Here is a 15,042-nt window from a genome sequence, read left to right on the forward strand (position 1 = left end):
ACCGTCGCCAACCACGTCAAAGTGCGTGAGGGTCGGAGGCAGCGTCAGAGGTGTAAAAGAGACAGGGCCGGGAGCTCGCGCGGCTCGCCCTGCCGCTGGCGCTGCTGCCGCCGGGGCTGCTGCTGACGGTCTCGCTGGTCCATCCGCTCTACGTCGACCGGTACGTCCTCTACGCGCTGGCCGGGCTCGCCCTGCTGGCGGGCGACCGGCTGGCGCGGGTGCCCGTACGCGCCTGGCGGTCGGGGTGGACCTGGCTGCTGGGCGCGGCGCTGCTGGCGCCGTGCGCGTACTGGTCGGCGTGGCTGCGGACCCCCGAGAGCCGCAAGGACGACGTGCTCGCGGTCGCGGCGGCGGTGCGCGGGACGGCCCGGCCGGGGGATGCGGTGCTGTTCATGCCGTCACGGCGGCGGGAGTGGCTGCTGTCGTCCCCGCACCTGTACGAGGGCCTGCACGACCTCGCCCTGGACCGCGCCCCCACGGCCTCGCACACCCTCCAGGGCACCGAGCTGCCCTCGCAGGAGATCCGGGCCCGGCTGATGGAGGCCCCGCGGGTGCTGGCCCTGGCGGACCCGGCGGACCAGCCGCTGGACGCGTACCCGAGGGAGGCGGTGAAGCGGCAGACGCTGGCCGCGCACTTCGACCTGTGCGAGGTGCGCGAGGTGCGCGGGGCCCGGGTGCTGCTGTACGCGCAGTCGGGGAACTGCCCGTGACGCGCGGGGCGTTGGGGGAGGGTGGGGCGGATAGTACCGCCACCGGCCCCGACCGCCCCTGGTCAGCCCTGACCGGCCCTGATTGTCCCCGACCGTCCTTGACCGCCCCCGACTTTCCCTGCCTGTCCCCGACCGTCCCTGACCGTCCCTGACCGTCCTGGCGGGACCACCCCGCCGAGCCCTGCGGAGGCAACCCGATGAACCGTCCCACCCCCACGGCCCCGACCAGCCCGACGGCCGGCCCGGACGGTCCTGACGGCCCCGGCGGCCCTGACGGCCCCGACGGGCTGGGGCCGCTCGTCGGGGTCGAGTGGCTGGCGCGGCGGCTGGGGGAGCCCGGGCTCGTCGTGTTCGACGCCTCCGTCGGGGCGCACCGCGGCGCGGCCCGGCGGATTCCCGGGGCACGCCCCTTCGACCTCGACGGGGAGCTGTCCGACCACTCCAGCCCAGTCCCGCACACGATGCCGGGTGCGGGGCAGTTCACCGAGGCCCTGCGCGGCCTCGGCGTGGACGACGCCTCCACCGTCGTCGTCTACGACGGCGCCGGCCTCTACTCCAGCGCCCGCGCCTGGTGGATGCTGCGCGCGATGGGCTTCGACCGGGCCGCCGTCCTCGACGGCGGGCTGCCCGCCTGGGCCGCGGCCGGGCATCCCGTGGAGGAGGCCCCGGCCGGGTACGACGGCCCGCCCGGCGACTTCACCGCCCGGCCCCGGCCCGGGCTGGTCGTGGACAGCGCCGCCGTGGCCGGGGCCCTCGCCGATCCCGGCGCGCTCGTACTGGACGCCCGGACCCGCGGCCGCTTCGCCGGCACCGCGCCCGAACCCCGCCCGGGACTGCGCGGCGGCCACATGCCCGGCGCGGCCAACCTCCCCTTCGGCGACCTCCAGGGCGACGGCGGCCTGATGCGCCCCGCCGCTGAACTGCGCGCCGCCTTCACCGCCCTCGCCGGGGACCGCGAGCGGCTCGTCCTCAGCTGCGGCTCGGGGGTGACGGCCTGCGTGCTGGCCCTCGGCGCCGAACTCGCCGGCTACCGGGACCTCGCCGTGTACGACGGTTCGTGGAGCGAGTGGGGGCTGCCCTCGGCCCGGCCGGTGGTGACCGGCGACGGCGGGCAGCACCGCACGGGGGACGGCGCGGGGGACCGCCCGGGCGGGGGATACGGGGGATAACCCCACCCCGAGGCCGGGCACCAGCACTATCGGCCGGGGCCCGGCCCGGCGGCGAAGGTGGAGGCATGACTTCGACCCGTCCCGCCCGCCGCTCCGCCCGCCGCACCGCCGCCGCGCCGCCCACCGCCACGGGGAGGGCCGCCACGTCGAGGGCAGCGACGGCGAGAGCGGCCACGGTGAGCGCCGCCGCGGTCGCACTGCTGCTGTCCGGCTGCTCGCTCGTCTTCGAGGGGGAGTGGAGCAAGCGGACCACGGCCGACGCGACCGTGGCGGAGGCCGTCACGGCGGTCGAGATGACCGACGGCCGGTCGGGCGACGTCGAGGTGGTCCCCGGCAGCGGCCCCGGCGTCCGCGTCCAGCGCACCGTGCGCTACCGCGGCGACACCGCCCCCCGGCCCACCCAGCAGGTCCGCGACGGGGTCCTGAGCTTCGCCGCCGGCTGCGCGGGCAACTGCAGGATCGACTACCGGCTGGAGGTCCCCGCCGGGGCCAAGGTGAAGCTCCGGACGAGCAGCGGCGACATCAAGGTCACCGGGGTGGCGGAGGCCGACCTGTACGCGGACTCCGGTGCGGTCCGGGCCGACGCCGTCGCCGGGCCGGTGCGCATCCGGACGTCCTCCGGCTCGATCACCGCCTCGGCCCTCGTCGGGCCGACCGCCGACATCCGCACAGACTCGGGCGACGCCCGCGTGGCGTTCACGACCGCCCCCACCTCCGTGACCGCCCGCGCCTCCTCCGGCGACGTCACGCTCACCGTCCCGCCGGCCGGCCCGTACCGCGTGGAGGCCTCCACCGACTCGGGCATCCGCGACATCACCGTCCCCACCGCCCCCACGGCCCCCCACACCCTCAAGGCCACCACCTCCTCCGGCGACCTCCACATCACGACGACCTGACGCCGGCGTCTGCTGTCCGCGCCCGCTGTCCGCGCCCGCTGTTCGCCCCCGGCGAACGGGGAGTTGGGAACACTGGGCGGCGCAGGAGCATTGAGTCGGCATAGCTCAATTTCGCTGCCGGAGGGAAGATCATGGCTTCGACGTCCGTATCGCTCACCCTGCCCGTGCTGCCGCTCGACGACGAGGTCGTGCTGCCCGGCATGGTCGTCCCGATGGACCTGTCCGATGCCGAGGTGCGCGGGGCCGTCGAGGCCGCGCAGGCCGCGGGCGGGAGCGGGAAGCCCCGGGTGCTGCTCGTGCCGCGGGTCGACGGGACGTACGCCGCCACGGGTGTGCTCGGGACCGTCGAGCAGGTGGGACGGCTCTCCGACGGCGACCCCGGCGCCCTCATCCGCGGCATCGGCCGGGTCCGGATCGGCGCGGGCACCACCGGGCCGGGCGCCGCGCTCTGGGTCGAGGGCGAGACCGTGCCGGAGCAGGTGCCCGATCCGCTGCCCGGCGCCGTCACCGAGCTGGTCAAGGAGTACAAGGCGCTCGCCACGAGCTGGCTCAAGAAGCGCGGCGCCTGGCAGGTCGTGGACCGTGTGCAGGGCATCGAGGGGGTCGGCGCGCTCGCCGACAACTCCGGCTACTCCCCGTTCCTGACCACCGCTCAGAAGGTGGAGCTGCTGGAGACCGCCGACCCGGTGGCCCGCCTCAGGCTCGCCGTCAAGTGGCTCAGCGACCACCTCGCCGAGCAGGACGTCGCCGAGTCCATCGCCAAGGACGTCCAGGAGGGCGTCGACAAGCAGCAGCGCGAGTTCCTGCTGCGGCGTCAGCTGGAGGCCGTGCGCAAGGAGCTGCGCGAGCTGAACGGCGAGAAGGAGGGCGAGGAGTCCGACGACTACCGGGCCCGCGTCGAGGCCGCCGACCTGCCCGAGAAGGTGCGCGAGGCCGCGCTGAAGGAGGTCGAGAAGCTGGAGCGGTCCAGCGACCAGTCCCCCGAGGGCTCCTGGATCCGCACCTGGCTCGACACCGTGCTGGAGCTCCCCTGGAACGAGCGCACCGAGGACGCGTACGACATCCGCGGCGCGCGGGCGGTGCTGGACGCCGAGCACGCCGGGCTGGACGACGTCAAGGAGCGGATCACCGAGTACCTGGCGGTGCGCAAGCGGCGCTCCGAGCGCGGGATGGGGCTCGTGGGCGGACGGCGCGGCGGGGCCGTGCTCGCCCTGGTCGGACCTCCGGGAGTCGGCAAGACGAGCCTGGGCGAATCGGTCGCGCACGCCATGGGCCGCACGTTCGTCCGGGTCGCGCTGGGCGGCGTACGGGACGAGGCCGAGGTCCGCGGCCACCGGCGTACGTACGTCGGCGCGCTGCCGGGCCGGATCGTCCGCGCCATCAAGGAGGCCGGGTCGATGAACCCGGTGGTCCTGCTCGACGAGATCGACAAGGTGGGCTCCGACTTCCGCGGCGACCCGGCGGCCGCCCTGCTGGAGGTCCTGGACCCGGCGCAGAACCACACCTTCCGCGACCACTACCTGGAGGTCGAGCTCGACCTCAGCGACGTGGTCTTCCTGGCCACGGCGAACGTCCTGGAGGCGATCCCCGAGGCGCTCGCCGACCGGATGGACATCGTCCGGCTGGACGGGTACACCGAGGACGAGAAGGTCGTCATCGCCCGCGACCACCTGCTGCCGCGCCAGCTGGAGCGGGCCGGGCTGAACGCCGACGAGGTGACCCTGGAGGAGGGCGCGCTGCGCAGGCTGGCGGGCGAGTACACCCGCGAGGCCGGCGTACGAAACCTGGAGCGGGCCCTGGCGCGCCTGCTGCGCAAGGTGGCCTCCCAGCACGAACTCGGCGAGCGCGCACTCCCGTCCGTCGTCTCCGAGGCCGATCTGCGCGCGCTCATCGGGCGCCCGCACCACGTGCCCGAGTCGGCGCAGGACCCGGCGGAGCGGCGTACGGCCGTCCCCGGCGTGGCCACCGGCCTGGCGGTCACCGGGGCCGGCGGCGACGTGCTCTTCGTGGAGGCCTCGCTGGCCGACCCGGAGACCGGCGCGGCCGGGCTGACCCTCACCGGCCAGCTGGGCGACGTCATGAAGGAGTCGGCGCAGATCGCCCTGAGTTTCCTGCGCTCGCACGGCGCCGAGCTGGAGCTGCCGGTCGCCGACCTGAAGGAGCGGGGCGTGCACATCCACTTCCCGGCGGGCGCGGTGCCCAAGGACGGCCCGAGCGCCGGCATCACGATGACGACCGCGCTGGCCTCGCTGCTGTCCGGGCGTCAGGTGCGCACGGACGTGGCGATGACCGGCGAGGTCTCGCTGACCGGGCGGGTCCTGCCGATCGGCGGGGTCAAGCAGAAGCTGCTCGCCGCCCACCGGGCCGGGCTGACCACCGTGATCATCCCCAAGCGCAACGAGGCGGACCTGGACGACGTCCCGGCGGAGGTGCTGGAGCGGCTGGAGGTGCACCCGGTGACCGACGTACGCCAGGTGCTGGAGCTGGCCCTGACGGACGCGGCCCTGACGGCCACGGCCCCGGTCGCCGCCTGAGGCGGGCGGGGCAGCCCCCGGCCCGGGCCCCGCTGCGCCCCGCTGCGGCGGGAGCCCGGGCCGGGTGCTGCCACACTGGTGGCACACACCACCGAGGGGAGCACCAGTCGTGCACGGGAGCGAAGACCAGGAGTTCCTCGCACTGGAGCGGGAGCTGTCCGTCTTCCTCCGGCGGGCCCGCGCCTCCTCCGGCGAGATGGCCCGCGAGCTGCACCCCGAGCTGGAGCCGGCCGCGTACGGGCTGCTGGTCCGGCTGGAGGACGCCGGACGCCAGCGCGCCACCGAGCTGGCCGCGTACTTCGGCGTCGGCAAGGCCACCATGAGCCGCCAGCTGCGCGCCCTGGAGGACCTGGGGCTGATCGCCCGGGAGCCGGACCCGGCGGACGGCCGGGCCTTCCTGGTCGGCCTCACCCCCGAGGGCCGCGAGCGCTTCCTCGCGGTCCGCGACGCGCGCCGGTGCCGGTACATGCGCAAGCTCGCCGACTGGGACCGCGGCGAGGTGGCGGAACTCGCCCGGCTGCTGCACCAGCTGAACCAGGGCTCGGAGTAGGCCCGGAGGGCCGGGGGACCGCCTCAGAGTTCCGCGTAGACCGCCGTGGCGTCGTCGTGGCGCTTGTGCCGCGGCGGGCGGCGTTCCGGATCGGACTCCAGCGCGCGGACCCGCCCGATCAGGGCCTCCGCGCCCTCCTTGCGCAGGACCGCCAGGCATTCCGCCCAGTCGCCCTCGCCGAACGTGTCCGTCCACCGGCTCGCGCCGTCCGTCAGGGCGGCCAGCGCCCGGACCCGGCTCCGCGGGGTGGAGCCGGTCACCGCGCGGCCGGCCGCCGACGGGTCGGCCGCGGCCGTCCAGAAGCCGCCTTCCGTGTTGCGCAGCGCGTCCGCCGACGCCCGCGTGCGCAGCGCCTCGCGCGGGAGCCGGTCCAGCCGGTCGTCCACCACCGCCGTCACCTCGCCCTCCGGGGACTGGAGCAGCAGCACCGAGTCGGACAGCACGAGGTGCTCCACGCGCTCCTCGTCCCAGCGCACCACGACCACCGTCGCCTGGGGCGTGCGGACGTGAGAAAGGTCACATGTGTCCCGATGGGCGTTTGCGGTCGAGCGGATGGCCTCCGCCAGGATCCGGTCGAGCGGCATGTCCCGCCGCGATCCGGACAGTTCGGTCAATCGACCGCCCAACCGGGCGGTGAACCACGGCACCCCGTGGGTGCAGCCGACCTCGTCCGGCGGCGGGGTGACCCCGTCCAGCGCGACCAGCACACCTCCCTCACCCGATGCGGGTACCGACGCCGACAGCCAGTCCTCATTGGGGTGTTCCGGGTCCCCGGGGGCGGTGGCGAGATCGATGCGCATAGGGACAGTGTGCCCTGGGATGTCCGGGTCGGGGCCGGGGGAGCAGTGCGGTGGCGCCGGAAGGTCCGTACCAGCACGGCGGATCGGAGGGAAGGCGTCCGCGCGGATGTGGGCGGGCATCCTGCCAAAGCCCCCGCCGATCTTTCAACCGGCCGTCCACCGCCGGGCCCTGCCGGGGCCTTCGCCGAGTTGTTCGCCAACTCATCCGTGATGTTCACTCGTTCGAGTGGCCGGGTGGGCGATGTGCGGCTCTCTCCCAAACACGCTGCAAAGGTCTGAAGCGGTACGAGGGGGCGGGGGCGTTTACTTGTTGACCGGCCGTTACCTCGGCCACAGCCAGTAGACGATCCACGGCACGACCACACGTACAGGATGGCGAGCACCGGTGCAGAAGAAGCGGTCTCGGAACAACAGCACCGCGCACGCCGAAGGGCGCACCGTGCGGGTGCGCAGCAGGCTGGTCGTCGGCGTGGCCGTCGCGGGTCTCGCCGTCCTCGGCGCGGGCGCCCCGGCCATCGTCTCGGCCATGGCCGATCTGAACGACGCCCAGGCCCTGGCCACCCTCGCGCAGCGGACCGGGCACACCGTCACCCTCGGCCACCTGCTGGCCGACGAGCGCGACGCCGTGACCGAGTACGCCGCCAAGGGCCGTCCCGCCGCGGGCAAGGGCGCCGTCGACGAGCGCACCGCGCGCACCGACCGGCAGCTCGCCGAGGTCCAGGCCGAGGCCGACGAGGCGCTCGCCCAGGCCCTCGGCCGCGTCCAGGGCGTACGGGCCGAGGCCGTCGGCGGCAAGGGCACCGCCCTCGCCGCCCACCAGGCCTACTCGGCCGTCATCGCCGAACTCCTCGCCCCCGGCGCCGAGCTGGCGGAGCGTACGCCGCCGCGCGCCGAGGCAGCCCTGGCCGCCACCCGCCCGCTGGCCCCGCTGGGCCAGGCGGTGGAGCAGGCCTCGGCCACCCGCGGACTGCTGCTCGCCGCGCTGGCCGTCCCCCGCGGCGAGCAGTCCCAGGGCGCCGCCGACGAGCTGAACGCCGCCGCGCAGCGGGCCCGCGTCCGCGAGCAGGGCGCGCTCGACGACTTCAACCGGGCCGCGCGGCCCGACGTACGGCAGACCCTGGCCGCGACCGTCACCGGTCCCGAGGTCAAGGCCGCCGACGACCACCTCAAGCGGCTCACCGAGCGGCCCGCCGCGGCCACGACGACCGACCGCAAGGGGTCCGGGGCCGGGTCCGGGTCCGGTTCCGCGACCGGTTCCGGTTCTGCGACCGGCTCCGCCTCCGGGGCGCAGACCGCCACCGACGCCGCGGCCGTCGGCACCGCGCTGACCGCCCGCATCGACCGGATGCGCTCCGTGGAGTCCACCCTCGCCACCGAGCGGGCCGAGGCGCTGGCCGCGCTGCGCGACGACGACGTGACGCGGCTGGAGATACTGATCGCGGTCGTCGGCGTGCTGTTCCTGGTCGCCGTGGGCGTCTCCACCGCCGTCGCCCGGTCGCTGACCCGCCCGCTGTCCGTGCTGCGGCGCGGTGCGGCGCGGCTCGCCACGGCGGAGGGTTCGGTGGAGCCGGTGCGCTTCACCGGCCGCAACGACGAGTTCGCGGACGTCGTCCGCTCGCTGAACGCCGTACGCGAGCAGACCGTCGCCCTGCACACCAAGATCGCCGGACTCGACGCCGACCGGCGCCGGCTGATCGGCCGCAACGAGGCGCTGGCCGCCGGGCGGTCGGCGCTGGAGCAGGAGATGGCCGCCGAGCGGACGGCGCTGGAGAAGGGGCTGACCGCCCAGCGGACGGCGCTGGAGGAGGAGCTGGCCGAGCTGCGGACCGGGCTGGAGGAGCACCGCCGCGTCATGTCCACGACGTCGGTCTCCCTGTCCCTGCGCACGCTGGGCCTGGTGGAGCGCCAGCTCACGGTCATCGAGGAGCTGGAGTCCAAGGAGCAGGACCCGGACCGGCTCGCCACGCTCTTCCGGCTGGACCACCTGGCCACCGTGATGCGCCGCCACAACGAGAACCTGCTGGTCCTGGCCGGCCAGGAGCACGGGGCCGGCCAGGCCGGCCCGGTGCCCCTGATCGACGTCATGCGGGCGGCGGTGAGCGAGATCGAGCGGTACGAGCGGGTGGACCTGCGCGACCTGCCGACGTACCCGCAGGTGGCCGGACACGCGGCGGACGACCTCGCGCACGTGCTCGCGGAGCTGCTGGAGAACGCGACGACCTTCTCGCCGCCCGAGGCCCGGGTACGGGTGTCGGCCGGCCTGCTGGACTCCGGCGACGCGGTCCTGTCCGTCACGGACGAGGGCATCGGCGTCACGGAGGACCGGCTCGCCGCGTTGAACACCCGGCTGTCCTCGCCGGACGCCTACGACGCGGAGCCGGAGTCGGAACACGGCCTGGGCCTCGGCCTCTACGTGGCCGGCCGGCTCGCCGCGCGGCACGGAGTCACCGCCGAGCTGCGCCCGGCGCCGCACGGCAGCGGCCTGGAGGCCCTGGTCGTCGTCCCGGCCGCCCTGCTGCCGACGACGCCGTCCGCCCCGCCGATCCACACCCTGACCACGCCGGGCGGCGCACCCGCGCTCCGGCTGCCGGGCATCGTGGCGGAGGCGAACGAGCACACCCTGCCGCGTATGCGTCCCGCGGGGGCGGCGGAAGAGGCCGGTGCCGGAGCCGGAGCCGGGGCCGCCACGACCCCGGCGCCCGGGGCGGTGGAACCGGGCGGGGCCGACGCCTCCGCTGCGGCTGACGGCGGGGTGTCCGCCGACGGCCACGCGTCCGCTGACGACCTCGCGCCGTTCGGCGACCTCGCGCCGGCCGCGGAGCACGCGCTGGCCGACGCCCCCGCGTCTGCCGGCGACCTCGCGCCGTTCGACGCCCTCGCGTCCGTCGGCGACCTCGCGTCCGCTGGCGACCTCGCGTCCGCTGGCGACCTCGCGTCTGCCGACGACCTCGCGTCTGCCGACGCCCACGCGCCGTTCGGCGACCTCGCGTCTGCCGACGAACCCGTGTCTGCTGACGTTCACCCGTCTGCCGATGGCCTCGCGTCTGTCGACAGCCTCGCGCCGTCCGACGCCCTTGCGCCTGCCGCCGAGCACGCGCCGGCCGACGGGTACGCGCCTGCTGGCGGGCCCACGCTGGACCTCGGTCCGGACGTCGACCTCGACGTGGACGTGGACCGGGACCTCGGCCTGGACCGGGACCTGGACCTCGACCAGGACCTCGGCGTGGACCTCGACCTCGGCATGGACCTTGACCGGGGCCATGCCCCGGCCCCGGGTGCCGAGCGCGACTCGACCGCGTACGACATGCCCGCGTACGACGCGGCCGACGAGCACGCCTCGCCCGCCCGCGCCGGTGCCGACGCCGGTGCCGCGGACGCGCTGCTGCCGCCGGCCGACCAGGTCTTCACCGCGGGCGCCGCGCCCGAGGACGAGCCCGAGGCCGAGGCCGACGCGGCCGCCGAGCCGCCCCGTACGGACCGCCCGGCCCGCCCGGCCGAGCCGACCTCGGCCGGTCCGGAGGACGTGCTGCCGTCCGCCGACCAGGTGTTCACCGTCCCCGGCGGGGACGAGCCGTCCGCGTCGGAGTCGCACGCACAGGCGCGGGACGACGCGGAAGGGTGGGTGCCGCGACAGGGCAGCCACCCGGAGGAGTTCGACACGCCCGGGCGGTCCGGCCGGCCCGAGCAGTCGGCCAAGGCAGCCGGCAAGCCCGCGCGGGGCGCGAAGGCCGCGAAGCCCGTCAAGGCCGCCAGGCCCGCCCGGGTCGTGAAGGCCCGTAGCCCCGAGCGCCCCGGCACCGCCGAGGAGTCCGCGGCAACGGCCGAGGAGCCTGCGACACAAACCGGGAAGCCCACGGCACAGGCCGGGAAGCCCACGGCACAGGCCGGGAAGCACACAGCCCAGCCCGGGAAGCCCACGGCGCAGCCCGGGAAGCCCGCGCCGCAGCCCGGGAAGCACACAGCCCATGCCGGGAACGCCGCGTCCACCGAGCAGCCCGCCGGGACCACCGGTTCCGCGGCGACGGCCGGGTCCGCAGGGCCCGGGGAGGCCGTCACCGACACGGGGCTGCCCAAGCGGACGCCGCGCGTCGTCGCGGCCGGGCAGGAGCGTTCCGCCCGGCCCGAACCGCGCAAGGTGGACGCCGAGGAACTGCGCCGCCGGCTCGGCGGGTTCTACCAGGGGGCCCTGGACGGGCGGCGAGTCGTGGAAGCGGAACTCGCCGCGAGCCAGGGGCACAACGACCAGGGGGACACCGCACAGGAGGCCCGCACATGACCGCGCCCAGTACGTACGGACTGAGCACCCAGGCCCGCAACCTGCAGTGGCTGCTGACCGACCTGGTCGAGGAGGTGCCAGGGATCGTCTCCGTCGCGGTCGTGTCCTCCGACGGGCTGCTCCTGCTCTCCTCCGAGCCGGACGCCGCGTCCGCGTCCGCGTCGGCCTCTGCCGACAGCCGTGCCGCCGGCTCCTCCCGTCCGGCCGGCCCCCGCGGGGCCTCCGCGGACCTCGCCACCATCGTCTCCGGCCTGGGCAGCCTCACCAGCGGCGCCGCCCAGCTGATGGAGGGCGGCGCCGTCAAACAGACCATGGTCGCCATGGAGAACGGCTCCGTCTTCGTCATGGCCATCAGCGACGGCTCGCTGCTCGGGGTGCACGCCACCCCGGACTGCGACATGAGCGTCGTCGCGTACCACATGGCGCTGTTCGTCGGCCGCGCCGGCCACGTCCTGACCCCCGAAGTCCGCAGCGAGCTGCGCCAGTCCATGGAGAGCGCCAAGTGAGGGCAGCAGCACCCGCCCCCGAACGCCTGCCGATACGCGGGGCGGACCGCCGCCCCGCGCGCGTCCGCCCCTACTCCCTCACCGGTGGCCGCACCCGCTTCGCCCGCGTCCTGCTCGTGGAGACCTTCGTCGCCACCCTCGACGCCGAGCCGAGGAAGAACGACCGGATGCCCGAGATGCGGGCCATCGTCGAGGTCTGCCGCCGCATGCGCACGATCGCCGAGATCGCCGCGCTGCTGAAGCTGCCGCTCGGCGTGGTCCGCGTCCTGGTCACCGACCTCGCCGACCAGGGCCGGATCCGCGTCTACGCCGACGGGCACGGCAGCGGCCGCCCGGACCGCGCACTGCTCGAAAGGGTGCTCAGTGGCCTCCGCCGTCTCTGACCAGCTTCAGCTTCAGGAGCGCCTGGAGCTCCTCGACGGCGAGCAGGGCCTCCAGCCCTGGCAGTACGACCGCTCCCGCGCGCCCGTCGCGGTCAAGGTGCTCGTCGCGGGCGGCTTCGGGGTCGGCAAGACCACCTTCGTGGGCTCCGTATCCGAGATCGTCCCGCTGCGCACCGAGGCCCTGATGACCGCGGCGGCCGCGGCCACCGACGACCTCTCCGGCACCCCGGACAAGAACACCACCACCGTCGCGATGGACTTCGGGCGCGTCACCCTGGCCGACGACCTGGTCCTGTACGTGTACGGGACGCCGGGCCAGGAGCGCTTCTGGTTTATGTGGGACGACCTCGTGCGCGGCGCCGTCGGCGGCATCGTCCTCGCCGACACCCGCCGGCTGCGGGACTGCTTCCCCGCCCTGGACTACTTCGAGAGCTGCGGGCTGCCGTACGCCGTCGCCGTCAACCACTTCGAGGGCTCGCAGTCGTACGCGCCCGAGGACGTCCGCGAGGCGCTCAGCGTCCTGCCCGAGGTGCCCGTCGTGATCATGGACGCGCGCCGCCGGGACACCGTCGTGGAATCCCTGCTGACCCTGGTCGGCCACGCCCTGGACCGCACTCCCGAATAGAGATCCCATGCGCACGGTACTTGTCGTGGGGGCCGGGCAGTCCGGCCTCCAGCTCGCCCTCGGACTCCAGGCCAAGGGCTACGAGGTCACCCTCATGTCCAACCGGACGCCGGACGAGATCCGCGCCGGCCGGGTCATGTCGACCCAGGTCATGTTCGACACCGCGCTGCGGCACGAGCGCGACCTGCGGCTGAACTTCTGGGAGCACCAGACCCCGCGGATCGAGGGCCTCGGCGTGTCCGTCGCCGCCCCGGACAGCGCGGCCCCGGACGGCGCGGGCCGGGCCGTGGACTGGCTCGGCCGGCTGCGCGGGTACGCCCAGTCCGTCGACCAGCGGCTGAAGATGGCCGGCTGGCTCGACGCGTTCGTGCAGCGCGGCGGCCGGCTGGTCGTCCACGGCGCGACGGTCGCCGACCTCGACTACTTCTCCGGCACCTACGACCTCACCCTCGTCGCGGCCGGCAAGGGCGAACTGGTGTCGATGTTCGAACGCGACCCGGCCCGCTCCCCGTACGACGCCCCGCAGCGGGCGCTGGCGGTCAGCTACGTGCACGGCCTCGCCCCGCGCCCGGAGCACCCGGGCACCGAGGCGGTGCGCTGCAACCTGGTGCCCGGGGTCGGCGAACTGTTCGTCATGCCGACGCTGACCACCTCCGGGCGGGCCGACATCCTGTTCTGGGAGGGGCTGCCCGGCGGCCCGGCGGACGTCTTCCAGGGCGTCAAGGACCCCGCGGAGCACCTGGCGCTGACGCTGCGGCTGATGGAGCAGTTCACCCCGTGGGAGTACGAGCGGGCGGCGGAGGTCGAGCTGACCGATGCCGGCGCCACCCTGGCGGGCCGCTACGCGCCGGTGGTCCGCAGGCCCGTCGGGCGGCTGCCGGGCGGCGGGCTCGTGCTCGGCGTCGCGGACGTCGTCGTGGCCAACGACCCGATCACCGGGCAGGGCGCCAACTCGGCCGCCAAGTGCGCGGCCTCGTACCTCTCGTCGATCCTGATGCACGGGGACAAGCCGTTCGACGAGGCCTGGATGAAGGCGACGTTCGACAAGTACTGGTTCACCACGGGCAAGCCGGTCACCACGTGGACGAACGCGATGCTGGGCGTGCCGCCGGAGCACGTACTGAACCTGATCGGCGCGGCCGGGCAGCTCCAGCCGGTGGCGGACCGTTTCGCCAACGGCTTCGACAACCCGGCCGACTTCGACGACTACTTCTACGACCCGCAGGACGCCGCGGACTACCTGGCCGAGGTGACGCGGGAGGCGGAGCCGGAGCCGTCATCGCCGGAGTCGTCATCGTCGGACCCGTCGTCGTCCGTGCCGGGGGCGGTCCCGGCGGAGTAGCCCTCGTCGGACCCTGCCCCGGCCGACTCGGGCAGCTCCGGCGGGGCGTACGCGGCGAGCGGGGTGCCGTACGGGTCCGGCCGTACGGCGCCCAGCAGCGGATTGGCCGCGATGGGGGAGACCTTGACCCGGGCGCCGGGGCGCGGCGCCTGCACGACCTTGCCGTCGCCGACGTAGAGGGCGACGTGGGTGGCCTTGGGGAAGTACACGACCAGGTCGCCGGGGCGCAGCTGGTTCAGCGGCACCCTGGGCAACTGGGCCCACTGCTCCTGGCTCGTGCGCGGGATCGTCCGGCCGGCGGCCGCCCAGGCCTGCGAGGTGAGCCCGGAGCAGTCGAAGGACTCCGGGCCCTCGGCGCCCCACACGTACGGCTTGCCGATCTGCGCGGCGGCGTACCGGACCGCGGCCCCGCCGGCGGCGGTGGGGGTGCGGACGGTGCTGCCCAGGCGGCCGGAGGCCAGCAGGTCGCGCTGGGCGCCGGCCGTGACGGCCTTCTCGCGGGCGGAGAGCTCGGCGAGTTGGCCGGTGGTGAGGGAGGCCAGCAGGCGTTCGACCTCCTTGAGCCGGCCGGTCACCTCCTGCTTGTGCTGCCGGCGCTGCTCGGCCAGGGTCCGCTGCGCGTCCAGCTCCTTGCGGGCCCGGTCCGCGAGCGCGCCGGCCTTGACCTCGCCGCGGCTGAGCCGGCGGATCACGGCGGCCCGGTGCGCCGCCTCGCGCGCGGCGATCCGCCGCTGGTCGAGGGCGGCCTGCGGGTCACCGGCCAGCAGCATCCGGGCGTACCGGGGCAGGCCGCCCCGGGAGCCCTGGTACTGGGCCCGGGCCAGCCGCCCGGCGGCGGCCTTCTGGCGCTGGAGCGCGGTACGGGCGGCCCCGAGCTCCGACCCGAGCCGCCGCGCCTCGCCCTGACGGGCGGCCAGGGCAGCCTCGGTGGCGTTGTAGGCCTCGGTCGCCTCCTCGGCAAGCTGATACAGCCCTTGCAACCGCGTGAGCAGCGCCCCGACCTCCCCGGGCCCGCCGGCCCCGACCCCTTGCCCGGGCCCGGCGGCCCCGACCCCTTGCCCGGGTCCGGCGGCTCCGATCCCTTGCCCGGCTCCGGCGGCCGGGGCGCTCTGCGCGGCTCCGGCGGTCGGCATGCCTTGCCCGGTCCCAGCGGCCCCGACCCCCTGCCCGGGTCCGGTGGCCGGGACCCCCTGCCCAGGTCCTGCGACCCCGACGCCCTGGTCGCGCCCGGTCGGCGCGGCGGTCGAGGAC

Annotated in this window: 12 protein-coding genes; 10 read left to right on the top strand and 2 right to left on the bottom strand. The window is 75.4% G+C overall.

Going from position 1 to position 15,042, the window contains the following annotated elements:
• The first annotated feature begins 218 nt into the window (after nt 1-218).
• The 5 genes from GPJ59_RS22785 to GPJ59_RS22805 all read left to right on the top strand — a co-directional run bounded on the left by GPJ59_RS22785 (nt 219) and on the right by GPJ59_RS22805 (nt 5,859).
• Nucleotides 219-710, top strand: a complete 492-nt coding sequence (locus GPJ59_RS22785; protein ID WP_219669278.1) for a hypothetical protein — start codon at nt 219-221, stop codon at nt 708-710.
• A 197-nt stretch (nt 711-907) separates the two neighbouring features.
• A complete protein-coding gene (locus GPJ59_RS22790; protein WP_219669280.1) occupies nt 908-1,879 on the top strand; it encodes a sulfurtransferase in 972 nt (323 codons plus the stop codon).
• A gap of 65 nt (nt 1,880-1,944) precedes the next feature.
• Nucleotides 1,945-2,775 carry a DUF4097 family beta strand repeat-containing protein gene (locus GPJ59_RS22795; protein WP_219669283.1) on the top strand — a complete coding sequence of 277 codons (831 nt, stop codon included), beginning with the start codon at nt 1,945-1,947 and terminating at the stop codon, nt 2,773-2,775.
• A 131-nt stretch (nt 2,776-2,906) separates the two neighbouring features.
• Nucleotides 2,907-5,309, top strand: a complete 2,403-nt coding sequence (gene lon, locus GPJ59_RS22800; RefSeq protein WP_219669285.1) for an endopeptidase La — start codon at nt 2,907-2,909, stop codon at nt 5,307-5,309.
• Nucleotides 5,310-5,418: 109 nt separating this feature from the next.
• On the top strand, nt 5,419-5,859 hold the full coding sequence (locus GPJ59_RS22805) for a MarR family winged helix-turn-helix transcriptional regulator (protein WP_219669292.1): 441 nt from the start codon (nt 5,419-5,421) through the stop codon (nt 5,857-5,859).
• A gap of 23 nt (nt 5,860-5,882) precedes the next feature.
• Here GPJ59_RS22805 and GPJ59_RS22810 read toward each other — a convergent pair whose 3' ends face one another.
• Nucleotides 5,883-6,659, bottom strand: coding sequence for a protein phosphatase 2C domain-containing protein (locus GPJ59_RS22810; protein WP_219669299.1), 777 nt, complete (start codon nt 6,657-6,659; stop codon nt 5,883-5,885).
• 385 nt (nt 6,660-7,044) lie between these two features.
• Between GPJ59_RS22810 and GPJ59_RS22815 the strand changes: the two genes are divergently transcribed.
• From GPJ59_RS22815 to GPJ59_RS22835, 5 genes are read left to right on the top strand one after another with little or no spacing between them, the layout of a single operon-like run.
• Nucleotides 7,045-10,935, top strand: a complete 3,891-nt coding sequence (locus GPJ59_RS22815) for a sensor histidine kinase (RefSeq protein ID WP_219669301.1) — start codon at nt 7,045-7,047, stop codon at nt 10,933-10,935.
• On the top strand, nt 10,932-11,441 hold the full coding sequence (locus GPJ59_RS22820; protein WP_219669303.1) for a roadblock/LC7 domain-containing protein: 510 nt from the start codon (nt 10,932-10,934) through the stop codon (nt 11,439-11,441). Before GPJ59_RS22815 ends, GPJ59_RS22820 begins: the two co-directional genes overlap by 4 nt.
• On the top strand, nt 11,438-11,824 hold the full coding sequence (locus GPJ59_RS22825; RefSeq protein WP_219669308.1) for a DUF742 domain-containing protein: 387 nt from the start codon (nt 11,438-11,440) through the stop codon (nt 11,822-11,824). The genes GPJ59_RS22820 and GPJ59_RS22825 overlap by 4 nt, the downstream gene beginning before the upstream one ends.
• Nucleotides 11,805-12,449, top strand: a complete 645-nt coding sequence (locus GPJ59_RS22830; RefSeq protein ID WP_219669310.1) for a GTP-binding protein — start codon at nt 11,805-11,807, stop codon at nt 12,447-12,449. The genes GPJ59_RS22825 and GPJ59_RS22830 overlap by 20 nt, the downstream gene beginning before the upstream one ends.
• Before the next feature lie 7 nt (nt 12,450-12,456).
• Entirely contained in the window at nt 12,457-13,791 is a 1,335-nt protein-coding gene (locus GPJ59_RS22835) for a styrene monooxygenase/indole monooxygenase family protein (RefSeq protein ID WP_219669312.1), read from the top strand.
• On the opposite strand, the gene GPJ59_RS22840 is transcribed toward GPJ59_RS22835, so the two are convergent.
• On the bottom strand, nt 13,686-14,771 hold the full coding sequence (locus tag GPJ59_RS22840) for a C40 family peptidase (protein WP_374200885.1): 1,086 nt from the start codon (nt 14,769-14,771) through the stop codon (nt 13,686-13,688). The genes GPJ59_RS22835 and GPJ59_RS22840 overlap by 106 nt on opposite strands.
• Between the last annotated feature and the right edge of the window lie 271 nt (nt 14,772-15,042).

Origin of the sequence: Streptomyces bambusae (assembly GCF_019400985.1) — a bacterium.
Taxonomy (GTDB): domain Bacteria; phylum Actinomycetota; class Actinomycetes; order Streptomycetales; family Streptomycetaceae; genus Streptomyces; species Streptomyces bambusae_A.